The following is a 24,920-nucleotide window of genomic DNA, read 5'->3' as shown; positions in this document are numbered from 1 at the left end:
CGGTTTCATGCCTTTTCCCACCATCGAGACAGTCATCGGCCACACGCCCCTGGTACGCCTCAAGCGACTCACGGCGGGGCGCAACAATACCCTGCTCGCCAAGCTCGAGGGCAACAACCCGGCCGGCTCGGTGAAGGATCGTCCGGCCCTCTCCATGCTCGAACAGGCCGAGGCGCGCGGCGAGATCGCCCCTGGTGACACCCTGGTCGAGGCAACCTCCGGCAATACCGGCATCGCGCTCGCCATGGCTGCCGCCATCAAGGGCTATCGCATGGTGCTGATCATGCCCGAGAGCGCCTCCAGCGAGCGCAAGCAGGCCATGGCTGCCTACGGCGCCCAGCTGATCACGGTCAGCAAGGAGGGCGGCATGGAGGAGGCCCGCGACCTCGCCGAGACACTGATCGCGCGTGGCGACGGCAAGCGCCTCGACCAGTTCGCCAACCCGGACAATCCCCTCTCCCACTATCAGGGCACCGGCCCGGAGATCTGGGAGCAGACCGAGGGACGCGTCACCCATTTCGTCAGCTCCATGGGCACCACCGGCACCATCATGGGGGTGTCGCGCTACCTCAAGGAGCGCAACCCCGCGGTCGAGATTGTCGGCCTGCAGCCCGAGGATGGCGCCAGCATTGCCGGCATCCGCCGCTGGCCCGAGGCCTACCTGCCGCGCATCTTCGACAGCCGCCGCGTCGACCGGGTACTGGACATCGGCCAGCACGAGGCCGAGGAGAACATGCGCCGCCTGGCTCGCGAGGAGGGCATCCTGGCTGGCGTCTCCTCCGGCGGTGCCCTCGCCGGTGCGCTGCGCGTCGCCGAGCAGGTCGAGGACGCGGTGATCGTGTTCATCGTCTGCGACCGCGGCGATCGTTACCTCTCCACCGGCCTGTTCGCCCCGGAGGCCTGAGGTGGCCATGCTCGGCAAACGCCGCCCCACGCGGCGGCGCAGTGGCGTCTCGGGGCTGCAGCGCCAGGCCGCGTCGGCGACGACACCCCCGGCGGCCGGCGCGCAAGACGCCGCGGTGAGAATCGAACGCCTCGCCCACGACGGGCGCGGGGTGGCCCATGCCCCGGATGGCAAGGCACTGTTCGTTGAGGGCGCGCTGCCCGGCGAACGGGTGACGGTCGCCGTGCATCGCGCGCGCAAGCGCTATGACGAAGCGCACGTCCGCACGCTGGTCGAGGCCTCGCCCCGGCGTGTCACGCCGCCCTGTCCCCACTACGCCCAGTGCGGTGGCTGCGACCTGCAGCACCTGTCGCTCGACGGGCAGCGTGCGCATAAGTCGGCGGTGCTGGTCGACCTGCTGGCGCGCGAGGGCGTGGCCCTCGCGGAGCCGCCCGAGCTCCTGGCCGAGCCCGATACCGCCTATCGGCGGCGCGCCCGGCTGGGTGTCAAGGTGGACAGCGAAGGCCGGGTGCACCTGGGCTTTCGCGAGCGCCACGCCAGCCACCTGGTGGATATCACCACCTGCCGCGTGCTGGTGCCGCGGCTCGAGGCGCTGCTTGGCCCCCTGCGCGAGCTACTCGAAGCGCTAGCAGCGCCGCGCCAGGTAGGCCATGTGGAGCTGATCGACAGCGACGGCGGCACGGCCGTCGTGGTGCGTCAGCTGCGCGAGAACGCGGCGGACCGCCGGTGCTGGCAGGCGTTCGGTGCAGCCCAGGGCGTGGCGGTGGGCCGCTGGCTGGGCCGTGACGGCCCGGCATTCGCCTGGCTCGGCGATGCCCCTGACCTCCACTACGCGCTGCCCGGGGCGGGCCCCGACGACAGTCTGCGTCTGGGCTTCGCCCCGGGGGACTTCGTGCAGGTCAATGCGGCGGTCAACCGCCGCCTGGTGGCCACGGCGCGCGCCTGGCTGGCGCCGCTCGCCGGGGAGCGCCTGCTCGACCTCTACGCCGGTATCGGCAACTTCAGCCTGCCGCTGGCCGCCGACGGAGCTCGGGTAGCCGCCGCCGAGGGACACCTGGCCATGGTGCAGCGCCTGATCGACAATGCCCAACACAACGCCCTGACGGTGACCGCCGAGCAGGCCGATCTGAGCGAGGCCGGCGCCGTGGCGGCGCTGCTGGCCACGCAGGCACCGGACGCCGTGCTGCTCGATCCGCCGCGCGACGGCGCCGAGGCCGTCTGCCGGGCGCTGTGTGCCCATCCGGTGCCGCGCGTGCTCTATATCGCCTGCGACCCGGCCACGCTGGCTCGCGATGCGGCACGCCTCGTGCATGGAGGGTACTGTCTCCGGCGTGTCGCGGTGGCCGACATGTTCGTGCACACCTCGCACCTGGAATCCGTGCTGCTGTTCGAGCACCCCGAGCGGCAGCCGTCAGCGCAAGGAGCTTGACGATATGGTGAAAGTGCGCGATGACCAGCCGCTCACCGCAAGCGGCGAAGTCGACATCGACCACTGGCTCGCCCGGCTGGAAGAGGACGTCAAGCTGCGCGACCGAGAGGAGCTCCGTGAGGCCTGCGAACTGGCCCAGCGTCTCGCCCGCGCTGCCGAGCGACCCCACAAGCCTTGGCTGCCGGCCGAGACCAGCTATCGCATGGGCCTGGAGATGGCCGACATCCTCGGCGAGCTCAAGCTCGACCAGACGGTGCTGGAGGCCGCGGTACTCTACCGGGCGGTGCGTGAGGGTCTGCTGTCGCTCGAGGCAGTGACCAAGCGCTTCGGCAGCGAGGTGGCCAAGCTGATCGATGGCGTGCTGCAGATGGCCGCCATCAGTAACGCCCAGACGCCGACCCAGGGCCTGGTGCAGCACGACCAGCAGGACAACCTGCGCAAGATGCTGGTCAACATGATCGACGACGTGCGCGTGGCGCTGATCAAGATCGCCGAGCGCACCTGCGCCTTGCGCCAGGTCAAGGACGCCCCGCGCGAGAAGCAGCAGCACGTCGCCCGCGAGGTGTTCGACATCTACGCGCCCCTTGCTCACCGTCTGGGGATCGGCCAGATCAAGTGGGAGCTCGAGGATCTCTCCTTCCGCTACCTCCACGAGGAGGAGTACAAGACCATCGCCCGGCAGTTGGCCGAGAAGCGCGTCGACCGCGACCGCTACATCCACGACGTGGTCGAGACCCTGCGGGGAATGCTCGGAGCCCAGGGGATTCCGCGCTACGACGTCAACGGTCGCGCCAAGCACATCTACTCGATCTGGCGCAAGATGAAGCGCAAGCGCATCGATTTCTCCCAGGTCAACGACGTGCGCGCGGTGCGCATCCTGGTGCCCGAGGTAGCCGACTGCTACACCGTGCTGGGGCTGGTGCATTCGCGCTGGCACCACGTGCCCAACGAGTTCGACGACTACATCGCCAATCCCAAGAAGAACGGCTATCAGTCGCTGCATACCGCGGTGCTCGGCCCCGAGAACAAGGTGCTGGAGATCCAGATCCGCACCTTCGCCATGCACGAGGAGGCCGAGCTCGGCGTCTGCGCCCACTGGCGCTACAAGGGTCACGACACCAAGGCCAAGAGCACCAGCTACGAGGAGAAGATCGCCTGGCTGCGCCAGGTGCTCGAGTGGCAGGAAGAGGTTGGCGACCTGGGCGACCTGCGCGAGGGGCTCTCCAGCGACGTGGCGCCGGACCGCATCTACGTCTTCACCCCGGATGGCCACGTCATCGACATGCCGCGCGTCGCCACGCCCATCGACTTTGCTTACCGCGTGCACACCGAGGTGGGCCACCGTTGCCGCGGCGCCAAGGTCAACGGGCGCATCGTGCCGCTCACCTACCGGCTCAAGACCGGTCAACAGGTGGAGATCCTCACCGCCACCAAAGGCGGGCCGAGCCGCGACTGGCTCAATCCCAACCTCGGCTATGTGCGCACGTCGCGGGCGCGCGCCAAGATCCAGGCCTGGTTCAAGCACCAGGCGCGCAGCCAGAACCTCGAGGAGGGCAAGGCGCTCTTCGAGCGCGAGATGAAGCGCCTGGATATCGAGGGCATGGACCTCGAAACCCTGGCCCACAAGGTGAACTACACCACCGCGGACGACATGTACGCGGCGCTCGGCGCCGGCGACCTGCGCGTCGGTCAGGTGCTGCACCAGGCCCAGCAGCTGTTCGGCGAGAGCGATGACCAGGAACAGCTCGATCGCCTGTTGGCCAAGCCGCGCCGTGACACCGGCAAGGGCACGGCCAGCGACATTACCGTGCTCGGCGTGGGCAACCTCAAGACCAGCATGGCCAACTGCTGTCACCCGGTACCCGGCGACCCCATCGTCGGCTTCATCACCCAAGGACGCGGCGTCACCGTGCACCGCCAGGATTGCCCCAACATCCTGCAGCTGCGCGTCGATGAGCCGCAGCGGGTGATCGAGGTGGAGTGGGGCGAGCGCGCCCACACCCAGTACCCGGTGGACATCGAGATCCAGGCCTGGGACCGCTCCGGCCTGCTGCGCGACGTCACTGGCGTGCTCAGCCACGACCGCGTCAACGTGCTCTCGGTCAACACCCTGACCGACACCCGCGACGGCATCGCGCGGATGCGCATCACCGTGGAGGTCGACGGCCTGGAGACCCTGGGCAGGCTCTTCTCGCGCATCCAGCAGCTGTCCAATGTCATCGACGTCAAGCGTCTGCGCAGCGGTGCCAAGGGCAAGAAAGCGAAGAGGAAGAAGGCATGAGCGAGACACGCCACGACCTGCAGGACCTTCTGAACCTGATGGCGGTGCTGCGCGACGCCGAGCAGGGCTGCCCCTGGGACCTTAAGCAGGACTGGGACTCCATCGTGCCCCACACCCTGGAGGAGGCCTACGAGGTCGCCGACGCCATCGAGCGGCGCGCCTTCGACGAGCTGCCCGGCGAGCTCGGCGATCTGCTCTTCCAGGTGGTCTACTACAGTCAGTTCGGTCGTGAGGAGGGGCGTTTCGACTTCCATGATGTGGTACACGCCTTGACCGCCAAGATGCTGCGCCGCCACCCTCACGTCTTCCCCGATGGGACCCTGACCTCGCGGCGCCCGCCCGGGGTCAGCGCCGAGGCGATCGAGACCCGTCAGGTCCACTCGCGCTGGGAGGCGCTCAAGGCCGAGGAGCGCGCCGAGCGGGCCAGCGACACCACCGGCACCGCGGATACCGACGGCGCCCCGGCCTCGGTGCTGGACGATGTGCCGCGCGCCCTGCCCGCCCTCTCCAGGGCGGCCAAGCTCTCCAAGCGGGTGGCGCGGGTCGGCTTCGACTGGCCCGACGCCCGCGGCGTGATCGCCAAGATCCGCGAGGAGCTCGACGAGGTGGAGGAGGCGCTGGCCCACGGCGATCACGACCACGCCGCCGAGGAGGTGGGCGACCTGCTGTTCGCCGTGACCAATCTGGCGCGGACCCTCAAGGCCGACCCCGAACGCTGCCTGCGCGACACCAACGCCAAGTTCGAGCGCCGCTTCCGGCATGTCGAGACGGCCCTGGCCGCACGCGGCATCCGCCCCCAGGACGTCGATCTGGACACCCTGGAGGCGCACTGGCAGCACGCCAAGCAGCACGACACCCCCTCAGCTCCAGCCTTGCGAGGAAAACGGCCATGAGCAACGACCTGCACGAATCGCTGCGCGACAACGTGCGTGTCCTGGGCGACAGCCTGGGGCGTACCATTGCCGACGACCTGGGCGCGGGGTTCGTCGACCGTATCGAGACCATTCGCGGCCTGGCCAAGCAGGGGCGCCAGGGCGATGCCCAGAGCAGCCGCGAGCTGATCGACTACCTGCGCAAGCTGCCGGATCGCGACCTGCTGCCGGTGACCCGCGCCTTCAATCAGTTCCTCAACCTGGCCAACATCGCCGAGCAGCACTATCGCGCCCGCTTCCGCCGGGTGGAGGACTACAAGCCCGGCAGCCAGCCGGTACTCGGCGAGCTGCTCGAGCGCGCCCGCGGCGCCGGCCACTCGCCGCGCAAGCTGGTGGAGACGCTCGCCGCCATGCGCGTCGAGCTGGTGCTTACCGCCCACCCCACCGAGGTCATCCGTCGCACCCTGATCCAGAAGTACGACGCCATCGACGAGTGCCTGTCGATCATCGAATCCTCCGCGGACTACCCGGAGCGGGCCAGCCGCGCCCGCGGCCGCCTCGAGGAACTGATCAGTCAGGCGTGGCACACCGACGAGATTCGTCACGAGCGACCCACCCCGGTGGACGAGGCGAAGTGGGGCTTCGCTGTGATCGAGAACTCGCTGTGGCAGGCAGTGCCGGCCTTCCATCGCGACCTCGACAACCTGCTGCTGGAGACCGCCGGCGAGCGGCTGCCGCTGGATGCCTCGCCCCTGGTCTTCGCCTCCTGGATGGGCGGCGACCGTGACGGGAACCCCAACGTCACGTCCAAGGTCACCCGCGAGGTGCTGCTGCTGGGGCGCTGGATGGCGGCGGACCTCTACCTGCGCGACCTCGACCAGCTCAAGGCCGAGCTCTCCATGTGGAAGGCCAACACCGCGCTCAAGGCCGAGGTGGGCGACGTCGCCGAACCCTACCGCGAGCTGCTCAAGCGCCTGGCAAGCCGGGTCGAGGCGACCCGCGACTGGGCCAAGGCCCAGCTCGACGGCAAAAGCTTCGAGGGCGGGCCGATCATCGAGACCCGCGATCAGCTCTATTCACCGCTGCTCGCCTGCTACCGCTCGCTGTGCGACGTGGGCCTCGACACCATTGCCAATGGCGTGCTGCTCGACACCCTGCGCCGAGTGGCGGTGTTCGGGGTGAGTCTCACCAAGCTCGACATCCGCCAGGAGGCGAGCCGCCACGCCCAGGTGATGGAGGAGCTCACCGATGCCCTGGAGCTCGGCCATTACCGTGACTGGAGCGAGGAGCAGCGCCAGGCCTTCCTGCTCGCCGAGCTGGAGTCGCGCCGGCCGCTGATCCCGCGGCGCTGGGAGTGTTCGACCGAGACCCGCGAAGTGCTCGACACCTTCCGTGTCATCGCCGGCGAGCACTGCGAGGCGCTGGGGACCTACGTCATTTCCATGGCTGGCCAGCCGTCGGACGTGCTCACCGTGGCACTGCTGATGAAGGAGGTGGGCGGCGAGGTGTCGCTGCCCATCGCGCCGCTGTTCGAGACCCTCGACGACCTCAATCGCGCCCCCGACGTCATCGATCGCCTGCTCGCGCTGCCCGGCTACCGGTCGCTCGCCGGCGACAGCCAGGAGGTGATGATCGGCTATTCGGATTCGGCCAAGGATGCCGGCCAGCTGGCCGCCGCCTGGGCTCAGTACCGTGCCCAGGAGCGCCTGGTGGGGGTATGCCGTCAGCACGGTGTCAACCTGACCCTCTTCCACGGTCGTGGCGGGGCCGTGGGCCGCGGTGGCGGCCCGGCCCACGCGGCCATCCTCTCCCAGCCCCCCGGGTCGGTGAACGGCAGCCTGCGCGTCACCGAGCAGGGCGAGATGATCCGCTTCAAGTTCGGCCAGCCGGACATCGCCCTGCGCTCCATGGAGATCTACGCCTGCGCGGTGCTCGAGGCGACTCTGCTGCCGCCGCCCGCCCCCGAGCCGCACTGGCGCGAGGAGATGGATCGCTTGGCCGAGATCGCCCATCGCGCCTATGTGGGCGTGGTCCGCGAGAATCCGGATTTCGTGCCCTATTTTCGTGCGGTTACTCCGGAGGGGGCGCTGGGGCGTCTACCGTTGGGGTCGCGACCCACCAAGCGGCGTCAGGACGGCGGCGTGGAGACGCTGCGCGCCATTCCCTGGATCTTTGCCTGGACGCAGATCCGCCTGATGCTGCCCGCCTGGCTGGGCAGCGGCGAGGCCTTCGCCACGCGGGTGGGGGAGGAGGGCGGTCTCGAGGTGCTACGCGAGATGCGCGACCGCTGGCCCTTCTTCGGCACCTATCTGGACATGCTGGAGATGCTGTTGGCCAAGGCCGACGTGGGGATCGCCACCTACTACGAGCGGCGTCTGGTCGACGAACCGGCCCTCAAGGCGCTGGGCGAGTCGCTGCGCGAGCGATTCACGCGCCTGCAGGGGGTGGTGTTGGAGATCCTCGACGAGGGGGTGCTGCTGGAGCAGACGCCGCTGATCCGTCAAGCCATCGAGGTGCGCAACCCCTACATCGATCCGCTGCACGGACTGCAGGCGGAGTTGCTGCAGCGCAATCGCGACGCCGACGGCGCCATAAGCGGCGAGCTCACCCGGGCCCTGATGGTGACCATGGCGGGGATTGCTGCCGGTCTGCGCAACACCGGCTGATAAGTGACGGCGCTCGTAGACTGTTCTCGGCATGATGTGCCCCGCCAATGAAACGCCCCGGCATGCCGGGGCGTTTCGGGTTCGGGCGGTCGCTGCGGGTCAGGAGGGTTGCTTGACCGTGCGCAGGTAGGGCTTGAGGGTCGTGTAGCCTTCCGGGTACTTCTTCCGTGCTTCCTCGTCGCTCACCGAGGGCGGGATGATGACGTCCTCGCCGGGTTTCCAGTTCACCGGGGTGGCGACGGTGTGCTGGGCGGTCAGCTGCACGGAGTCGAGCAGACGCAGCACCTCGTTGAAGTCGCGCCCGCTGGTCATGGGGTAGATCAGCATCGCCTTGACCTTCTTGTCGGGGCCGATGACGAATACCGAGCGCACCGTGGCGTTGTCGGCCGGCGTACGGCCTTCGGCCGACCCCTCGAGCTCGGCGGGCAGCATGTCGTAGAGCTTGGCCACTTCCAACTGGTCGTCGCCGATCATCGGGAAGTTCGGGGCGGCCCCCTGGGTTTCCTCGATGTCCTTCGACCAGGCGGCATGGTTGTCCACCGGATCCACGGAGAGGCCGATGATCTTGGTGTTGCGCTTGTCGAACTCCGGCTTCAGCTTGGCCATGTAGCCCAGCTCGGTGGTGCACACCGGGGTGAAGTCCTTGGGGTGGGAAAACAGGATGCACCAGCTGTCGCCAACCCACTCGTGGAAATTCAGCGTGCCTTGGGTGGTCTGTGCCGTGAAGTCCGGTGCGGTATCACCGATTCGCAGACTCATCGTTGTAACCTCTCGTTCCAGGGGTGAAACATTGTCGCGGCGAAGCCGCCCCAATGGGGCTTCGCCTGCCAATAACTATAGTGCATGAAACCGGGGTAACTATAGACCCGGAGCGCAAGTGCATGAAACCGGGGTAACTATAGACCCGGAGCGCAGAGGGTTAGATCCGGAGCTAGGGCCGGTCAGCCCTTTCCCGGGCAGAATCCGTTGTCGCCGTCCGCAAGGGGAGGAGCGAGAACATCTGCGCCTGCGCCAATGCGCCTAGAAGGGGATATGCAGCGAGGCAGTAATCAGGTTGAGATGCTCCATGCTCGGCGCATCGATCTCCTCGAACTCCAGTCGTCCGGTGACTCGTGACAGGTCGAAATGGGCGCCGAAGCCCTGAATGCGCGAGGTCCCCGCGGTAGCCAGCCCTGAATCCTCGTGGCGCTCCAGCGTGTCGCCGTCCCACTCCGCAACACCGGTCTTGGCATACAGGCCGAGGCGCCCCAGGCGAACACCGGCTACCAGGCTGCCGCCGATGCTGGTGGTATTCATCAGCAGGTTCTCGCTGCCCAGCGTAAGCGGTACCTCATCGCTGGCGCGATAGGTGAGCTCCGCCCCCAGGTCGAACCGCGGCAGACGGTAGGGGGAGTAGCCTGCAGTGAGCCGAAACCCCGAGGTGTAGCCGTCGGGCGTCATCACATCGGCGCCCTGCACGACCACGCCGTTGTCGAGTTGCACGAGCCGCGCCATGTCTTCGCCAGCGTACACGGGGTCGTCGACGACCGGCGTCAGCCCAAGCGTCGTCTTTGCCTCGTCCGAGGCGAGGGCCAGCGGTGACAGCATGGCGAGCATCACCGCCATGGCGGCGGCGGAAGCACTCGGTTTCATATCCCTGACCTCAAGCAGGCGGATCATCGCTGCCACCGCCTGCCTGTCACGTTCTCGTCATTATCTCATGCAGCGTAGCAAGGCCTGGGGAAGCTCGCCAGGGATGCGTGGCGCCGGGTCAATCGCATCGCCTGAGCTGGGCATCGAGCGCGGCCAGCTGCGGGGCCGCCAGTCCGTGGCGCTGCGCTGCCGCGAGCAGCGGGCCGAGGATGGCCTCGCGTTCGGTGGGGCGCCCGGCCAGCACGTCCTGCAGCATGGAGGCGCGGTTGTTGGCGGTGCCGGCCACCACGCGCCAGATCAGGGCTTGCCAGCCCGCCCGGCCCCGGCCTTCCGGCGGGGCAATGCCTTCGGCGGCGAGGATCGTGGCCACCTCCGCGATGGCCCCTTCCACCATGGGGTGGAAGGGGCGGTCGCGCAGCTGGCCGTTGCGGATGCGAAAGCGCGCCACCAGGGGGTTGATGGCGGCATTGACGGCAAGCTTCTGCCACAGCCGGGTGTGGATGTCGTCCACGGCCCGGGTCGCCAGGCCGGTGCAGCTCAGCGTTTGCGCCAAATCGGCGGCCTCGTCGGCATGGCCGCCGTCGAGGGAGCCGAGATAGGTCTCGCCGTGCCCGGCGTGGACCACCCGGGCATCGCCTTCCAGGTAGGCGCCCTCAGTGGTGGTGGCGCACAGCACGGGGCCCGGGTGGTGGGCGCTGAGGCTGGGCTGCACGCCATAGCCGTTCTGCCACAGCACCAGGCGAGTGGTGGTGCCCAGGCGTGGGGCAATGGCGGCATAGGCGGCTTCGGCGGCATAGGCTTTGGTGGTCAGGTGCACCACGCCGGGAGTGGCCTCGGGGAGGGCGTCGAGACAAGCGGTTGCCAGCGGGTGCGTCACGCGGTCGCCCTCTGGCGTGACCAGGGTCTGGCGGGCGGGCAGGGAGCGGCGGCCGACGAGCGTCACGGCGGCCCTGGTTGCCAGGCGCAGGCCGATCAGTCGCCCCAGGGCGCCGGGGCCGACAATCCAGTGGCTGGCACTCCAGTGGCTGGCATCCCAGTGGCTGGCCTCGGTCATGACGCCCCCTTCCGTCGCCGGGTGCGGCGTTGCTTGCCCTTGCCGGTGGACGTCGTGCGCCGGCGTGTCGAACGTGGCGCCGCGGCCGCCTCGCCTCGAGCGCTGTGCAGGGCCTGGCGCAGTCCCTCGGCGTCGGCACAGGCCAGCAGGCCGCGCAAATCCTCGACCAGGGCGCTGAGAAAGGGGGCGGGCGCGTCGGCCTGCTCGGCGATGGCAGTCAGGCGCTGCTCCCACTGCGCCGTGCGCTCGGGGCGGCTGGCGGCTTCCGGCAGCGAGGCGATCAGCGCGCTGCCGAGCCGCGTGGCGCGCAGCGCCTTCCCCTGCCGTACCAGGTAGCCGCGGGTCACCAGGGTTTCGATGATCCCGGCGCGGGTGGCTTCGGTGCCCAGGCCGTCGTGCTCGCGCAGGGTGCGTTTCACCGCCGGGTCTTCCACGTAGCGGGCGATGTTCATCATCGCCTTGATCAGGCTGGCATCGGTGAAGGGTTCCGGGGGGCGCGTCTCGCGATCCTCGACCCCGACGTCCTGCACCCGGCAGGCCTCTCCCTCGCGCAGGGCGGGCAGGGGCGGCGCCTCGTCCCGGGTGGTGAACAGCGGCTTCCAGCCCGGTTCAAGAATCTCCTGCCCGCTGGCACGAAAGGCCTCATCGGGGAGGGTGAAGGTCGCTTTCACCTCGCGCACGGCGAGCGCCGGGTAGAACTGGGCGAGCACGTTGCGCGCGATGAGCCGGAAGACATCGGCCTCGGCCTTGGCCAGGCGCGCCGTGTCGGCCGGCTTGCCAGTGGGGGCCAGGGCGTGGTGGGCGCCCACCTTGGCGTCGTTCCACGCCTTGGAACGCCGCCTGAAGTCGGCGCCGCCGAGCCACCGGCGCAGCGTCTCGTCGCCGCGGCAAGCGCCCTCCAGGGTGGCGCGGGCGCCGGCAAAGTGCTCCTCGGGCAGGTAGCGGCAGTCCGAGCGCGGGTAGGTGATCAGCTGATGGCGCTCGTAGAGGCGCTGGCAGATGTCGAGCACCGCCTGGGCGGAGAGCCCGAAGCGCCGGGCGGCATCCACCTGCAGGGCGGAGAGCGAGTAGGGCAGCGGCGCGGCCTGGCGCCGCTCGCGGCGCTCGAGCGCGGTCAGCCGCCCCTCGGCGCCCGGCAATCGCTCGGCCAGGGCGGCGGCCGGCTGGCGGTCGAGCAGGCGGCCCTGGTCATCGAGGGGGTGGCTGTCCCCGGGCTGCCACCAGGCGCGCAGTTCGCCGTTGGCCACGCCAAGATCCACCCACAGGGCGTAGAAGGGGCGCGGCTCGAAGTCGCGGATGGTGGCGTCGCGGCGCACCACCAGCCCCAGCACCGGGGTCTGCACCCGGCCTACCGAGAGCACCCCGTCGTGGCCCGCTTGGCGGCCGGTGAGGGTCCAGGCGCGGGTCAGGTTGATGCCGTACAGCCAGTCGGCGCGGGCGCGGGACTCGGCGGCGCGGTAGAGTGGCAGGTAGCGGGCGTTGTCCTCCAGGCGGGCGAGCGAGCGCTGCACTGCCGGGCGGTTGAGATCGCTGACCAGCAGCCGCGAGACCGGCCCCTTCCAGCCCAGGTGCTCGATCACCTCCTGGACCAGCAGCTGCCCCTCGCGGTCGGGGTCACCGGCGTGAACCACCTCGCGGGCGGACTTGAGCAGGCCGCGGATCACCGCCAGCTGGCCGCGGGCCTTGGGGCGGGGCACCAGCCGCCAGCGGTCGGGCAGGATCGGCAGGGTATCGAGGCGCCACTGCTTGAGCGCCGGGTCGTAGGCGTCGGGTGGCGCCTGTTCGAGCAGGTGGCCCAGGCACCAGGTCACGGTGGTGTCGTCGACCAGGAGTGCCCCCTCGGCGCGACGCGACGTGCCGGGCAGGGCATCGGCGATGGCTCGGGCCAGGCTGGGCTTCTCGGCGATGATCAGGCGCATGGCGGCTCGCGGCGAACAATGGCATGGACATTCTTCCAGTATTCCCCTGGGATCGCCAGGTGTAAGCTGGTTGATTGGATGTACAACTGCTGTATCAGTAGTGCCAGGGTATCCATCACGGGCGAGGGTAGGATGCGCGAACGCGGCAGGACACGGCGACTCATCAGCCTCGGCGCCCGGACCGGGGGTGCCCTGGTGCGCACGCGGCTGGGCGGTCAGGCCGACTGGCGGGCGCTGGGCGAGGCGCTGTTCGAGGGCCTCTCCGACCTCAAGGGGCCGGCCATGAAGCTCGCCCAGATCCTCGCACAGTGGGACGACCTGCTGCCGCCGGATCTCGCCGAGGAGCTCTCGCGCCTGCAGCGCCAGGCCGAACCCATGCCCTGGGCGAGCATCCGCCGCACCCTGGTCGAGGCCTACGGCGACCTCGAGACACGCTTTCGCGAAATCGAGCAGCGCCCCTTCGCCAGCGCCTCCATGGGACAGGTGCACCGCGCAGTGACTCATGACGGCGAGACGCTGGTGCTCAAGGTGCAGTATCCGGGGCTCGCCGAGGTGCTCGAGAGCGATCTCGCCCAGGTGCGCCGACTGATGCGTCTGGGCCGCTGGCTCCAGGTGCCCCAGGTGCGCCTCGATGCGCTATTCGAGGAGCTGGCGGCGAGCCTGCGCGGTGAGCTCGACTACCGTGCCGAGGCCAGTGCTCTGGCGCGTTATCGCGCGCGCTATGCGCATCGTGACGACCTGGTGATTCCCGAACCGCGCCTCGACCATTGCACCGAGCGAGTGCTCGCCATGCGCTATGTGGCGGGTACGCCATTGCGCGAACTGGAAGGTGCCGACGACGCGCTGCGCCAGCGCCTGGCGGTGACGCTCGCCGATTGGCTCACCGAGGAGCTCTTCACCCACCACGAGCTGCACGCCGACCCGCATGCCGGCAACTTCGCCGCCGATGACCAGGGTCGCCTGGTGATCTACGACCTGGGGGCGGTGATCCCCGTGCCCGAGGCCCGCCTCACCGCCATGATGCGTCTGCTCGAGGCGACGCTCGACGCCGATCCCGTGGCCATGGATGCGGCGCTGCTCGAGCTCGGCGGGCGTCAGGGGCAGGGCGCCCCGTTGGCGCTCTACGGGGAGTCCGCCGCGGCCGTGGCCCCGCTGTTCGCCCCCGGCGAGCAGGATTTCGGCGACGTGCGGGTGCACCGCCGCCTGCGCGAACTCAGCCCCAAGGTGTGGCGTGCCATGGATCGCCTGCAGCCGCCCGCCGATACGCTGCTCCTGTCGCGAACCCTCAATGGCCACTACTGGAATCTGGTGCGCCTGGGCGCGCGACTCGACATGCACGCGCGCAGCCGCCCCCTGCTGGCCTGGGCACGGCGCACCGGCAGCGGCTGAGCGGCTGCCCAGGCTCGCGCAGGGCTGGTAGACTGTGCGGTTTTTGGATGGCGGAGAGTGCGATGCTGGCGGTATGGGTAGAACAGCTGCTGGGCTTTGCCACGGGCGCCCTGGCGGCGATCCGTGAGGACGAGCACTACCCCACGCTGATGGCCTGGGCGCGGCGCCAGGGGGTCGCTCAACTGGGCGGCGACCTCGCCTTGGCCCAGGCCCTGGCACCGGAGCTGTGGACGCAGACGCCGCTCGAGCGCCTGGGGTTCGCCTGCGAGACGCTGGCACGGCCCGGGCAAAACGAGCTCTGCTGGTGCGACTCGGGGCGCAAGACCAAGCACTGCTGCGGGGCGGTGACCCTGCCGGGCGAGATCCCCGATCACCTGATGTGGATGCTTTCGCTGCGCGACTGGACAGGGCCGACGCTCAAGGCCGCGCTGGCCAGCGGGCGCGCCCCGGCGCAGGCGCTGCTCGAGGCGGGGCTGATCGCCGCCGAGAGCGGCCAACGCGGGCGGGCCCAGCAGATCCTCGAGGCGCTCTTCCAGCGCGCGGATTGGTCGCGCCTCCCCGAGCAGGCCGAGCCCGCCTTCGAGCTGCTGATCGATCTCTACCAGGAGCGCGGTTTCACGCGTAAGCGCACCGCGCTGCTCGACGAGGTGCTCGAGCGCGGTCCTCTGTTCCTGCGCGGGGTGGCGCTGGAACGGCTGTGCCTGATGCATCTGGACAACGACGACCTGGACAGCGCCCGGGACGCCTTCGTGCGCGCCCAGCAGGCGCTCCCCGACTCGCCCACGCTGGCCTACATCGAGGCGATGCTGCTGCTCCACGAAGGGCACGAACAGGAGGCCGCCGAACGGGCGCGCTTCTGGTTCCGTCGCCTGGCGCGCCAGGGCGAGCTCGACCCGGACCAGCTGCAGTTCCTCTCCGACCTGGCCGACAATCCCGGGGCGACCCTGGCCGACCAGCTGCTCAACGCCGAGGAGGACCTCGCCGAGCCGCTTGCCGCCCTGCAGGCGCTGCTCGCCGAGCTGCCGACCGCGCCGGCGCTGGACGTGCACGTCAACGCCGAGGGCGAGCTCGAGTACCATGCCAGCGCCCGCGAGGACACACTGTTCGCCGCCTGGCAGGCGCACTTCGTCGTGGCGGTGGACGAGGAGAGCGCCATGGGTTTCGAAGACGATCCCTGGCCGCATGCCGGCGACTGGCTGCGCGAACTCTGTGCCCACCCTGAGTGGCTGGATGCGCCGCGCGTCGTCCAGTCGCTGGCCCTGGCACTGACCAGCCGCTTCGGCAGCCTGCCGTGGATGTCGCCGAGCCTCTTCGAACCCCTGGCCGACCGCCTGGAGCGCTGGCTCGAGCGCGTGCGCGAGGCGGGAAACGGCCCCTTCCTGTGGGAGCGCGCCGACAACGCCGTGCTGCTGCGCACCGGCCTGGCGCTGGTGGTGGGCATGGAGCGCGGCGCCCGGGAGCGTTCGCGAGAGCTCGCCGAACGGCTGCTGGTGCTGGACGACCAGGACAGCCTCGGCCTGCAGGAACTGGTGCTCGACCAGCTGTTGCGCGAGGGGCGTGACCAGGAGGCGCTGGCCATGACCGAGCGCTACCGAGAGAGCGTGCCGGTGCTCGGTCTGCTGATGGGCCGCGTGCTGGCGCTCTACCGCCTGGGCCGACGCGACGAAGCGGGCGACGCCCTGGCCGAGGTGGAGCGCCACAACGCCCATGCCCTGGGCATGCTGTGCGCCGAGAACCCCCGGCCGGTGGCCGCGGGCCCGGATGGTGCCGCCGAGCCCGGCAGCCGCGCTGAGGCCTGGCAGTACCGCACGCTGATGCGCGACCAGTGGCGCACCACGCCGGGGGCGCTGGCCTGGCTGCGCGAGCAGCTCGACTGAGCGCAGCCGCCTGGCCTGTTTCAGGCAGCGCGGGGCGTGGGTGGTGGCACCAGGGAATGGTCGCGGCTGATCCAGATAGCCAGGGCGATGGCCGGCAGCCCCAGGGCCGTGGCGATCACGAAGAAGAGGGCATAGCCCTCGGCGGCCACCACCAGGCCGCCAAAACCGCTCAGGAACTTGCCCGGCAGGGTCATCAGCGACGAGAAGAGTGCGTACTGGGTCGCCGTGTAGGCGCGCGAGGTGAGGCTCGACAAGAAGGCGATGAACACCGCGCTGGCCAGGCCGTTGGCCAGGTTGTCGCCGACGATGGCGGCTACCAGGAAGGGCAGGCTCTCGCCGGCCAGCGCCAGGGCGGCGAACAGCAGGTTGGTGAGGGTGGCCAGGATGGCGCCCAGGACCAGGATCGGCCCGATGCCGTAGCGCGCCACCAGCAGCCCGCCCAGGATGCCGCCGCCGATGCTCATGGCGATGCCGAAGACGTTGGTGACGTTGGCGATGGTGGCCAGCGAAAAGCCCAGGTCGATGTAGAGCGGGTTGGCCATGGAGGCCATGGCCAGGTCGCTGATGCGAAACACCGCGATGAACAGCAGCAGCCACAGCGCCTTGTGACGGTGGCGGGTGAAAAAGTCGGTGAAGGGACAGACCACCGCACCGATCAGCCAGGCGCCCAGGCGGCGCAGTGCCTTGGGCCGGCCGCGGGTGGCGCGCACGAAGGCACGCACCCGCGGCTCATGAATCAGCTGGGTGGTCAGCGACAGGCGCGGCGGCTCGGGGCGCAGCAGCGCGGTGACGACCCCCACGCCGACCAGGGCCGCCATGGTCAGGTAGGCCGCTTCCCAGGAGAGCCAGGAGGCCACGTAGAGCGCGCCGGCGCCGGCGGCGAGCAGGCCGCCGCGGTAGCCGATGATGTAGGTCGAGGCCATGGCGGCCTGGACGTCATCCGGTGCCGACTCGATGCGGAAGGCGTCGATGGCGATGTCCTGGGTCGCCGAGCCGAAGGCGACCAGCAGGGCGAAGGCGGCCACCAGCGGCAGGTTACCCACCGGCTCGAGGCTGGCCAACCCGACCAGCCCGGCGGCGATCATCGCCTGGGCCAACAGCATCCAGCCGCGGCGCTGACCGAAGGCGCGGGTGAGGCCGGGCAGACTCAGACGGTCGACCACCGGCGCCCAGAAGAACTTGATCGAATAGAGAATGCCGATCCACGAGAAGAAGCCGATGGCGGCGACTTCCACGCCATCGCTGCGCAGCCAGGCGGAGAGCGTCGAGAACACCAGCAGGAAAGGCAGGCCGGCCGAGAAGCCCAGGAATAGCATGGTCACGACCGGCGGGCGCAGGTAGATGGCCAGGGCGGCCCGCCAGCTGCGCTGGGCGACAGGATAGGTCATGCGTGGCAGCGCTCCCGGCAGCACGGTGGCGACTGGGGCCCCTCGCTGCCTATCATCGATGGTAGACTGGCGCCACGCCGGGCCCTCGGGCTTTGCCGTGCGCGGCCGCCAACTGCAGCGACGGATTGTTGCAGAGCCCCGCAAGTGATACCAGCCGTAAGGAGTGCCATGAGCGATCCCGACACATCCGACGACGACGCCGTGCCGCGCTGGTACGCGATCCAGTGCAAGGGCGGGGAATCCTTTCGGGCCAGCGAGAACCTCGCCAACCAGGGCTTCGAAATCTTTCACCCGGTGCTGGAAGTACAGAAGAAGCGCCGCGGCAAGCTGGAGTGGCTCAGCGAGCCGCTGTTCCCTTATTACCTCTTCATCCGGCTCGACCGGCTGGCCAGCAACTGGCGGCCGATCCGTTCGACCCGTGGGGTGCTGAAGATCGTCACCTTCGGCGACCGGCCACTGCCGGTGGACGACGCCCTGGTCGAGACCCTGCGCAGCCATGGCAGTGACGGTCAGGATACTGCGGCCAACGTCTATTTCCGCGCCGGCGAGCCGGTCGAGATCACCGAAGGCCCCTTCCAGAACCTGAGTGCGGTCTTCGCCAACCACAGCGGGGAGGAGCGGGCCGTGGTGCTGCTCAACTTGCTGCAGCGCCAGCAGCGCCTGGAGATGCCGGTCGCCCACCTGCGTCGAAGGGAGTGACAGCCGGCACCATCCCCATTGCCATCGGAGGACCCCATGATGATCGCCCCGCAACGGGTCGTGACCCTGCACTACGTGCTCAGTGACGAGCGGGGCCACGTGCTCGACGACTCGCGAGGACGCGCTAAGCCCCTGGAGTACCTGCACGGTCACGACAACATCCTGCCCGGCCTTGAGAGCGTCCTGGATGGTCACGAGACGGGGGCGTCGCTAGAGGTGACACTCGCCCCCGGCGATGCCTACGGCGAGCGTGACGAGGCGCTAGTGCGCGAGGTCGACCGCAACGCCTTCCCGGTCGAGGAGTTGACGGCGGGCATGCGCTTCCAGACGCCGGGAGACGACGGTCCCGAGATCGTCACCGTGCTCGATGTCGCCGACGAACGGGTGCGTATCGACACCAACCACCCCCTGGCCGGCCGTACCCTGCACTATCGCCTCGAGGTGCTCGAGGTGCGCGAGGCCAACCGCGCCGAGCTCGCCAAGGGCCACCCGCTCCCGCCGGATGTCGACCCGGCTCAGGTCGAGGATCGCAAGGCGCCCTGAAAGGGCGCGCAACGCCTTGAAAACTGACTTGCATCAAGTTTATTCCCGGCAGGGCATATGCGAACCCGCTGAATTGACCCAGGTCAGTTTTCCCCCGCCGCTGACGGGCTAGAGTTCCCTCAACACATCACGAGACGGGGGAGCTGAACCATGTACTGGGATGACGCCGTAATCTTTGGCCTGGTCACCGTCGGAATGATGATCGCCTTCATGGCTGGCTGGATTGGTTTCGTGATCCGCGATCACCAGCGCAAGAAGCGCCACTGAATCCAGCAGCACAGCAAGTCGTCAGGGGAGGGGGGATTTTCCCCCCAGTGTAGCCGACCCAATTGGGTCGGCTTTTTTTGCGCGCTGTTATAGACTCATTCGAATAAAGAGAAAGCGATTTTCTACACAAGTACGCAAGGTATTCCCACCATGCTGGCACGGTTGCTATCCCGGCGCGCCGTCCTGGCGGGGCTCGGCCTCGCCGCGGCGCTGCTGCTCACGGTTCCCACTCTGGCCGGTCCCGATGCACTGGTATTGCGCCACGATGGTGGGGCAACGCGGCTCTCCGTCGCCGCGCTGCGTGACCAGGCGGACGTGCGCTTTTCCTTCTTCGATCCCTTCGCGGGGGAAGAATTGGCGGTGCGTGGGCTGGTGTTCCGTGACTTCCTGGTCGAGCACTTTGGCGAGGTGCCCGAGGCGCTGGCCTTCGATGCCTGGGACGACTATCGGGTCACCCTCGACGGCTGGGATGATCCGGGCTGGATACTGGTCACCCACCAGAACGGCGCGCCGCTGTCGTTGCGCGATCGCGGTCCGCTGCGCCTGGTCGAGCGCGACTATGGTGATCGCGATCCGGCCAACCTGCGCAACTTCAACGACTGGGTCTGGATGATCCGCAGCATCAAGGCGGTCCCGTGACCGCGAGGCCGTCCTGGCGCCGTCATGCGGGCTGGCTGTGGCTCAGCCTGATGAGCTTCACGACGCTGCTGATCTTGATCACCTACGAAACGCGTTGGGTCTACCCCGAGATTCACGCTTATTTCAGCCAGACCGGCAATCTCACCGGCCAGCAGCTTGCCACTCGCTCACGCCAGTACCTTCAAGAAGGGTTGGGTAGCCTGCTGGAGGCCCCGGATTCGGACGCCGCACGCCAAGAGGCCGGTTTCCGGCTGGAACTGGCCTACAGCCTCTTCGATATAGGCCTGTACCGCCGTGAGTATGCCTGCACCGAGCCCAGCCTGGCGGAGCTGGACGCCCTGGCCGACCGCCTCGAGATAGGGGGCGGGCTCACTCCGGCCACGCTCAACGACCACTTGTTGGGGCCGATCCGCTGCCTGACCGAGATCGAGATGGATCAGCTCGAACGGCGCAGTGCGGTGACCACTGCCTTCGTCGAAGAGACCCGCCGTCACCAGGGCGTGGTGCTGGGCGGTAGCCTGGTAATCTTCCTGATGGGGCTGGTGTTCTGGTGGATGCACGAGCGTCAGCGGCGCCAGGCCGAGCGCGCCACCCGCGAGAGCTTGCGCTGGATGGCCCGCGCCCTGCGCGACCCGCTCACCGGCGTCGGCAATCGCAGCGCCCTTCATCAGGACGTCATGGCCCAGCCCGGCAAGCCCATGAGCCTGATGCTGATCGATATTGACTACTTCAAACAGTACAACGATACCCTCGGTCACCCCGACGGTGACCAGCTGCTGCGCGAGCTTGCGCTACTTATCGACACATCGCTGGCCGGTCAGGCGCGTCTCTACCGCATGGGCGGCGACGAGTTCGCTGCCCTGTTGCTCCGTGATGACGGCGGCGGTTTGGCTGAGCGCTGTGCCACCCTTACCGCGCGGGTGCGCGAGGCAGCTATGGCTCATCCGGGGCATCCCTATCGGCGCACCGTCACCCTGAGCATCGGGGCAGCCTGCTTCGTGGCGGGCGAAGCGGGCTTTGCCAGCGGTTACGCAGCCGCCGATCGCGCGCTCTACCGCGTCAAGGAGCAGGGCCGCGACGGCTGGCTGGCCAGCGAAGGTGCAGACACCGTGGAAGAAAATGGCAAGGTGTAGCAACGCTATGTCGGAATCTGGAGAGCGGGCCCCGCCCTGACTACCATGAACACTGTTCGCCAATACCGGAGGAACGGTGTCATGAATGCGGTTACCACAACATCACGGCGGCAGCGCCGCCGTCTTCTGGCAACGCTGGGAGTGGCAGCCGCCACCGCCTACGTTGCGCCCACCCTGTTCACCCTCGGTCAGGCACAGGCCAGGCACGGTGCTGTCCAGGGCTCACGGCCGAGTCGCAGCCGCCCCAGCTACAGCCGGCCGAGCCGCAGTCATCCCAGCTACAGCCGCCCCAGTCGTCGGGACCACGACCGGGGATATCCTGACCGCGCCAACCGCCGCTGGCAGCACGAGTCAAGGCGTCGCGACTGGCACCGCCACGACCGGCAGGATCGCCGAGCGTCGCGCCGTCTCTATGTGCGCTGGCCGAGCCGCTGGTGATTCGGCGGCGCTGGCGGGGAGGCCGGCCGGAGGGGGGCGATGTTGCGCTGGCGGGCCTGGGGCGGGCGCTGCGCCTGCGTGACTGCTCGGCGATGATGGCGACCCTGCGCCAGGCGATGCCGGGCTGGCCACTCTCGGTCGAGCTGGCCCAGGGTCCGGCGCCGCCCATCCGCTTGCGCTCTGAGGGGAACGGCTATCGCCAGCACGCACCGGCGCTGCCCCGCGGCTTGTTCCTGGATAGCGCGGTTTCCGCGGCCTGCAGTCTGACCGCTGACCTGGTGTCGGCCTTCTTCGCGCGCCATCCCGAGCTGATCGGCCTGCATGCCGCCGCGGTGGAACTCGACGGGTGCCTGGTACTCTTCCCCGCGGAACACCGCGCAGGCAAAAGCACGCTGACAGCGGCCTTTGCCGCGGCCGATCAGCGGGTATTCAGTGACGATGCGTTGGCCCTGACCCCGGCAGGCGAGGGCATGGCCCTGGGCGTGGCGCCGCGCTTGCGTCTGCCCTTGCCCACGAGGCTCGAGCCAGTGTTGCATGCGTTCATCACCCGCCATGCCGGTCCCGAGGATGCCCACTACCGCTACCTGGCGCTGCCCGACGGGCAGCTGGCAGCCCACGGCGAGCGGCGTGGGCTGGGCGGCCTGGTGCTGCTGGAACGCGACGAGCACCTGGATGTGCCGGAGCTGGTGAGCCTGGCACCCGGTGACGGCGTATGGCAGCTACTGTGCCAGCACTTCGCTCATGCCGAGACCCGTGCTTCCCTGATGCCGCGTTTCCTGGCGCTCATGGAGGGCCTGCCGTGCTGGTTGCTGCGTTACGCCGACCCCATGGCGGCGGCACGCCTTGTGGCGGATCAGTTGGGCGCACCCGTCCAGGCGTCGCCGCCGCAAGCCAGCCTGTCGAGTGTGCCGCGTTCCCTGCCGCGACCGATGCCGCTCGACAGCCGGTGGCAAGCTCACCCGGCGATCCGCGACTATCCGCTGGATGACGAACTCTTCCTGATCGATCCGGAGAGCGGTGCCATTCACCGCTTGAACGTCACGGGGCGGGCTGTATGGGCCCTGCTCAGGGTTGAGGCCTTGAGCAGCGTCGAACTGGCCGCGGCATTGCAGACGCATTTCGCGGGCGCTGAGGCCTCCGTCGTCAAGGCGGACGTGCAGCAACTGCTGGCGCAGCTCGCCCACGCAGGGCTGATCGAGGCGGTGTCGGAGACGGGCTGTCAGCGGGTCGCCGTTGACCGGTCGTGATGGTCCATTCGCCAGTGGCGTTGCCAGGCGCGCAGCACCCGCTCGGGATACCAGGTCTCACCGCGACTGCCGTTGTAGCGGGCCAGCGCCCGGGTGAGATCGCCACGCTCCACGGCCAGGTAGTGGGCCAGTATCGTGCAGCCGTAGCGTAGGTTGCGCCACGGGTCCTTGAGGTCGTCGGCGGGCAGGCCCAATTCGCGAATCCAGAACGGCATGATCTGCATGAGCCCCACGGCGCCGGCCGACGACACCGCCTCGGTGCGAAATGCGCTCTCCACCTCGATCACCGCCAGCACCAGCTCCGGTGCCAGGCCGGCCAGTTTGGCTTCCTGATAGAGGCGCCGGAGCAGCTCGCGGCGCTGCTCTCCATCGGCAATGAAGCGAGCCAGGCGCGGCTCCATGGTACTGAGCCACTGGCGCGCTGCCCAGATCTCCGCCGGCGGCGGGGCCGCCTGGCGCAAGTCGTCCAGGGTGTCGCGCAGCGACGCTGACCGCTCCCCCTGAGCCGAGAGCGGCGCAGGGAGGGCGGCCAGAAAGTCACGCGTCTCGGCGCCGGCGGAGAGGGGCAGGCAGGCCGCTGCGGCAAGGGCGACGGCCCCGCACCACCTAACGCTGGATCGCCTTGCCCAGGAAGTCGAGGATCTGATCGGCCGGCACCATGGTGGCGTCACTGTCACGGCGTCCCTTGTACTCCAGCTCGCCCTTGTCGAGACCGCGGTCGCCTACCACCAGGCGGTGGGGAATGCCCATCAGCTCCTGGTCGGCGAACTTCACGCCGGGGCGCAGGTCGCGGTCGTCGAGCAGCACCTCGTAGCCTGCCTCGCTGAGCGTCCGGTAGAGCGCGTCCGACTCCTCGCGCACGCGCTGCGACTTGTGGGCGTTCATCGGTACAAGGGCGATGTGGAAGGGGGCGATGGCGTCGGGCCAGATGATGCCGGTGTCGTCGTGGTTCTGCTCGATGGCGGCGGCCACCACGCGGGTCACGCCGATGCCGTAGCAGCCCATCCAGGGGTGCACGGCTCGCCCTTCGTCGCCCAGCACGGTGGCGTTCATCGCCTCGGAGTACTTCTTGCCGAGCTGGAAGACGTGGCCCACCTCAATGCCGCGCTTGATGGCAAGCGTGCCCTTGCCGTTCGGCGAGGGGTCGCCCTCCACCACGTTGCGCAGGTCTGCCACCTTGGGCAGCGGTACGTCACGCTCCCAGTTGATGCCGAAGTAGTGCTTGCCGTCGACGTTGGCGCCGGCACCGAAGTCGCTCATCAGCGCCACGCTGCGGTCGATGACCAGCGGCATGTCGAGGTTCACCGGGCCCAGCGAGCCGGGGCCGGCGCCCACCACCTCGCGGATCTCCTCCTCGGTGGCCATGGTCAGCGGTGTGGCCACTTCCGGCAGGTGCTCGGCCTTGATCTCGTTGAGTTCATGGTCGCCGCGCACCAGCAGGGCAATCAGGCCGCCTTCGGTGCCCTGTACCATCAGCGTCTTGATGGTCTTCTCGATGGGCAGCCCGTGCTGCTCCACCAGGGTGGCGATGGTACGGGCGTTGGGCGTGTCGACCAGACGCAGTTCCTCGCTGGGTGCGGGGCGCTCGGGCGTGGTGCCCAGCGGCGCGGGCAGCGCTTCGGCCTTCTCGATGTTGGCGGCGTAGTCGGACTCGGTGGAGAAGACGATGGCGTCCTCGCCGGAGTCGGCCAGCACGTGGAACTCGTGGGAGTCGGTGCCGCCGATGGCGCCGGTGTCGGCGAGCACGGCACGGAAGTCGAGGCCCAGGCGCTCGAAGATGCGCGTATAGGCGTCGTACATCCCCTGGTAGGTCTGCTGCAAGGAGGACTGGTCGACGTGGAAGGAGTAGGCGTCCTTCATGACGAACTCGCGGGCCCGCATCACCCCGAAGCGCGGGCGGATCTCGTCGCGGAACTTGGTCTGGATCTGGTAGAAGTTGGCCGGCAGCTGCTTGTAGCTGGCGAGCTCCTTGCGCATCAGGTCGGTGATCACCTCTTCGTGGGTGGGACCGACGCAGTAGTCGCGCTCGTGGCGATCCTTGAGGCGCAGCAGCTCCGGCCCGTACTGCTCCCAGCGGCCGGACTCCTGCCACAGCTCGGCGGGCTGCACCGCCGGCATCAGCACCTCCTGGGCGCCGGCGCGGTCCATCTCCTCGCGCACGATGCGCTCCACCTTGCGCAGGGTCTTCAGGCCCACCGGCAGCCAGGTGTAGAGGCCGGAAGTGAGGCGGCGGATCATACCGGCGCGCAGCATCAGCTGGTGGCTGACGATCTCGGCGTCGGCGGGCGTTTCCTTGAGGGTGGCGATCAACAGTTGGGTGGCGCGCATGGGTCCGGCGGTTCCTTGAGCTCGTCAAATGGAAGGGGCCGCGAGTCGGCCGCAATGACCCCGCATTGTACGGCCAAGCGCTGGGCGCGGCAAAAGCCGGGTCAGGCCAGCGTCTTGAGCAAACCAGCCGCGCATCCTACGCATCGACGCGAAGAGTGATGCGTTAGTCAAGCGGCTGCCCGAGCTTGCGAGGGTCATCCTGGTTTTCGATGTAA

At 68.9% G+C, this 24,920-nt stretch carries 21 protein-coding genes; 14 read left to right on the top strand and 7 right to left on the bottom strand.

The annotated features are described in order from the left end of the window. Window positions 1-7 precede the first annotated feature (7 nt). From cysM to ppc, 5 genes are read left to right on the top strand one after another with little or no spacing between them, the layout of a single operon-like run. Window positions 8-904, top strand: coding sequence for a cysteine synthase CysM (gene cysM, locus FEF15_RS14185; protein WP_163559822.1), 897 nt, complete (start codon window positions 8-10; stop codon window positions 902-904). 1 nt (window position 905) lies between these two features. Continuing rightward, window positions 906-2,333 (top strand): TRAM domain-containing protein, encoded by a 1,428-nt coding sequence (locus FEF15_RS14180; RefSeq protein WP_163559821.1) that lies wholly within the window; start codon window positions 906-908, stop codon window positions 2,331-2,333. Window positions 2,334-2,337: 4 nt separating this feature from the next. Further along, window positions 2,338-4,614: a GTP diphosphokinase gene (gene relA / locus FEF15_RS14175; protein WP_163559820.1), complete on the top strand. Its 2,277-nt coding sequence runs from the start codon at window positions 2,338-2,340 to the stop codon at window positions 4,612-4,614. Beyond that, on the top strand, window positions 4,611-5,507 hold the full coding sequence (gene mazG / locus FEF15_RS14170) for a nucleoside triphosphate pyrophosphohydrolase (RefSeq protein ID WP_163559819.1): 897 nt from the start codon (window positions 4,611-4,613) through the stop codon (window positions 5,505-5,507). Before relA ends, mazG begins: the two co-directional genes overlap by 4 nt. Beyond that, entirely contained in the window at window positions 5,504-8,152 is a 2,649-nt protein-coding gene (gene ppc / locus FEF15_RS14165) for a phosphoenolpyruvate carboxylase (RefSeq protein WP_163559818.1), read from the top strand. The genes mazG and ppc overlap by 4 nt, the downstream gene beginning before the upstream one ends. Window positions 8,153-8,251: 99 nt before the next feature. On the opposite strand, the gene FEF15_RS14160 is transcribed toward ppc, so the two are convergent. From FEF15_RS14160 to FEF15_RS14145, 4 genes are all read right to left on the bottom strand, one after another. Then, on the bottom strand, window positions 8,252-8,911 hold the full coding sequence (locus tag FEF15_RS14160) for a peroxiredoxin (protein ID WP_163559817.1): 660 nt from the start codon (window positions 8,909-8,911) through the stop codon (window positions 8,252-8,254). 261 nt (window positions 8,912-9,172) lie between these two features. After that, window positions 9,173-9,784 (bottom strand): hypothetical protein, encoded by a 612-nt coding sequence (locus tag FEF15_RS14155; RefSeq protein ID WP_163559816.1) that lies wholly within the window; start codon window positions 9,782-9,784, stop codon window positions 9,173-9,175. A gap of 118 nt (window positions 9,785-9,902) precedes the next feature. Beyond that, window positions 9,903-10,838: a 2-dehydropantoate 2-reductase gene (locus tag FEF15_RS14150; RefSeq protein ID WP_163559815.1), complete on the bottom strand. Its 936-nt coding sequence runs from the start codon at window positions 10,836-10,838 to the stop codon at window positions 9,903-9,905. Beyond that, window positions 10,835-12,757 carry a DNA topoisomerase III gene (locus FEF15_RS14145; protein WP_163559814.1) on the bottom strand — a complete coding sequence of 641 codons (1,923 nt, stop codon included), beginning with the start codon at window positions 12,755-12,757 and terminating at the stop codon, window positions 10,835-10,837. Before FEF15_RS14145 ends, FEF15_RS14150 begins: the two co-directional genes overlap by 4 nt. Before the next feature lie 132 nt (window positions 12,758-12,889). Between FEF15_RS14145 and FEF15_RS14140 the strand changes: the two genes are divergently transcribed. Together FEF15_RS14140 and FEF15_RS14135 are read left to right on the top strand one after the other, a co-directional pair. Next, on the top strand, window positions 12,890-14,146 hold the full coding sequence (locus FEF15_RS14140; protein ID WP_163559813.1) for an AarF/ABC1/UbiB kinase family protein: 1,257 nt from the start codon (window positions 12,890-12,892) through the stop codon (window positions 14,144-14,146). A gap of 62 nt (window positions 14,147-14,208) precedes the next feature. Beyond that, complete coding sequence (locus FEF15_RS14135) at window positions 14,209-16,023, top strand: SEC-C domain-containing protein (RefSeq protein WP_163559812.1); 1,815 nt, start codon at window positions 14,209-14,211, stop codon at window positions 16,021-16,023. A gap of 20 nt (window positions 16,024-16,043) precedes the next feature. Here the strand turns inward: FEF15_RS14135 and FEF15_RS14130 are convergent, their stop codons facing one another. Further along, a complete protein-coding gene (locus FEF15_RS14130) occupies window positions 16,044-17,411 on the bottom strand; it encodes an MFS transporter (RefSeq protein ID WP_163559811.1) in 1,368 nt (455 codons plus the stop codon). 168 nt (window positions 17,412-17,579) lie between these two features. Between FEF15_RS14130 and rfaH the strand changes: the two genes are divergently transcribed. The 7 genes from rfaH to FEF15_RS14100 all read left to right on the top strand — a co-directional run bounded on the left by rfaH (window position 17,580) and on the right by FEF15_RS14100 (window position 22,377). Continuing rightward, complete coding sequence (gene rfaH, locus FEF15_RS14125; protein ID WP_163559810.1) at window positions 17,580-18,110, top strand: transcription/translation regulatory transformer protein RfaH; 531 nt, start codon at window positions 17,580-17,582, stop codon at window positions 18,108-18,110. A gap of 36 nt (window positions 18,111-18,146) precedes the next feature. Continuing rightward, window positions 18,147-18,653 (top strand): peptidylprolyl isomerase, encoded by a 507-nt coding sequence (locus FEF15_RS14120; RefSeq protein ID WP_163559809.1) that lies wholly within the window; start codon window positions 18,147-18,149, stop codon window positions 18,651-18,653. Window positions 18,654-18,803: 150 nt separating this feature from the next. Further along, the gene (gene ccoM, locus FEF15_RS19645) at window positions 18,804-18,920 is read left to right on the top strand and encodes a cytochrome c oxidase subunit CcoM (protein WP_276208215.1); all 117 of its coding nucleotides are present in this window, start codon (window positions 18,804-18,806) and stop codon (window positions 18,918-18,920) included. A 150-nt stretch (window positions 18,921-19,070) separates the two neighbouring features. Beyond that, window positions 19,071-19,559 (top strand): hypothetical protein, encoded by a 489-nt coding sequence (locus FEF15_RS19455; protein ID WP_240454183.1) that lies wholly within the window; start codon window positions 19,071-19,073, stop codon window positions 19,557-19,559. Continuing rightward, the gene (locus tag FEF15_RS14110; RefSeq protein WP_240454182.1) at window positions 19,556-20,692 is read left to right on the top strand and encodes a GGDEF domain-containing protein; all 1,137 of its coding nucleotides are present in this window, start codon (window positions 19,556-19,558) and stop codon (window positions 20,690-20,692) included. The genes FEF15_RS19455 and FEF15_RS14110 overlap by 4 nt, the downstream gene beginning before the upstream one ends. Before the next feature lie 81 nt (window positions 20,693-20,773). Continuing rightward, window positions 20,774-21,130: a hypothetical protein gene (locus FEF15_RS14105; RefSeq protein ID WP_163559808.1), complete on the top strand. Its 357-nt coding sequence runs from the start codon at window positions 20,774-20,776 to the stop codon at window positions 21,128-21,130. After that, on the top strand, window positions 21,127-22,377 hold the full coding sequence (locus tag FEF15_RS14100) for a PqqD family protein (RefSeq protein WP_240454181.1): 1,251 nt from the start codon (window positions 21,127-21,129) through the stop codon (window positions 22,375-22,377). The genes FEF15_RS14105 and FEF15_RS14100 overlap by 4 nt, the downstream gene beginning before the upstream one ends. Here the strand turns inward: FEF15_RS14100 and FEF15_RS14095 are convergent. Next, entirely contained in the window at window positions 22,350-22,838 is a 489-nt protein-coding gene (locus FEF15_RS14095) for a transglycosylase SLT domain-containing protein (protein WP_240454180.1), read from the bottom strand. The genes FEF15_RS14100 and FEF15_RS14095 overlap by 28 nt on opposite strands. Window positions 22,839-22,983: 145 nt before the next feature. Further along, window positions 22,984-24,705 (bottom strand): proline--tRNA ligase, encoded by a 1,722-nt coding sequence (locus FEF15_RS14090; RefSeq protein ID WP_163559807.1) that lies wholly within the window; start codon window positions 24,703-24,705, stop codon window positions 22,984-22,986. Between the last annotated feature and the right edge of the window lie 215 nt (window positions 24,706-24,920).

Origin of the sequence: Halomonas sp. NO4, assembly GCF_010994375.1 — a bacterium.
Taxonomy (GTDB): domain Bacteria; phylum Pseudomonadota; class Gammaproteobacteria; order Pseudomonadales; family Halomonadaceae; genus Halomonas.
This window is presented reverse-complemented; position numbering and strand designations above follow the sequence as displayed.

What these genes read in the sequence shown, in the direction of transcription:
- FEF15_RS14105 (WP_163559808.1), top strand. Translation starts at nt 20,774, where the DNA reads ATGAATGCGGTTACCACAACATCACGGCGGCAGCGCCGCCGTCTTCTG.
- FEF15_RS19455 (WP_240454183.1), top strand. Translation starts at nt 19,071, where the DNA reads ATGCTGGCACGGTTGCTATCCCGGCGCGCCGTCCTGGCGGGGCTCGGC.
- FEF15_RS14155 (WP_163559816.1), bottom strand. Translation starts at nt 9,784, where the DNA reads ATGAAACCGAGTGCTTCCGCCGCCGCCATGGCGGTGATGCTCGCCATG.
- FEF15_RS14135 (WP_163559812.1), top strand. Translation starts at nt 14,209, where the DNA reads ATGCTGGCGGTATGGGTAGAACAGCTGCTGGGCTTTGCCACGGGCGCC.
- rfaH (WP_163559810.1), top strand. Translation starts at nt 17,580, where the DNA reads ATGAGCGATCCCGACACATCCGACGACGACGCCGTGCCGCGCTGGTAC.
- FEF15_RS14120 (WP_163559809.1), top strand. Translation starts at nt 18,147, where the DNA reads ATGATGATCGCCCCGCAACGGGTCGTGACCCTGCACTACGTGCTCAGT.
- FEF15_RS14145 (WP_163559814.1), bottom strand. Translation starts at nt 12,757, where the DNA reads ATGCGCCTGATCATCGCCGAGAAGCCCAGCCTGGCCCGAGCCATCGCC.
- FEF15_RS14150 (WP_163559815.1), bottom strand. Translation starts at nt 10,838, where the DNA reads ATGACCGAGGCCAGCCACTGGGATGCCAGCCACTGGAGTGCCAGCCAC.
- FEF15_RS14160 (WP_163559817.1), bottom strand. Translation starts at nt 8,911, where the DNA reads ATGAGTCTGCGAATCGGTGATACCGCACCGGACTTCACGGCACAGACC.
- FEF15_RS14140 (WP_163559813.1), top strand. Translation starts at nt 12,890, where the DNA reads ATGCGCGAACGCGGCAGGACACGGCGACTCATCAGCCTCGGCGCCCGG.
- relA (WP_163559820.1), top strand. Translation starts at nt 2,338, where the DNA reads ATGGTGAAAGTGCGCGATGACCAGCCGCTCACCGCAAGCGGCGAAGTC.
- FEF15_RS14130 (WP_163559811.1), bottom strand. Translation starts at nt 17,411, where the DNA reads ATGACCTATCCTGTCGCCCAGCGCAGCTGGCGGGCCGCCCTGGCCATC.
- FEF15_RS14090 (WP_163559807.1), bottom strand. Translation starts at nt 24,705, where the DNA reads ATGCGCGCCACCCAACTGTTGATCGCCACCCTCAAGGAAACGCCCGCC.
- ccoM (WP_276208215.1), top strand. Translation starts at nt 18,804, where the DNA reads ATGTACTGGGATGACGCCGTAATCTTTGGCCTGGTCACCGTCGGAATG.
- ppc (WP_163559818.1), top strand. Translation starts at nt 5,504, where the DNA reads ATGAGCAACGACCTGCACGAATCGCTGCGCGACAACGTGCGTGTCCTG.
- mazG (WP_163559819.1), top strand. Translation starts at nt 4,611, where the DNA reads ATGAGCGAGACACGCCACGACCTGCAGGACCTTCTGAACCTGATGGCG.
- cysM (WP_163559822.1), top strand. Translation starts at nt 8, where the DNA reads ATGCCTTTTCCCACCATCGAGACAGTCATCGGCCACACGCCCCTGGTA.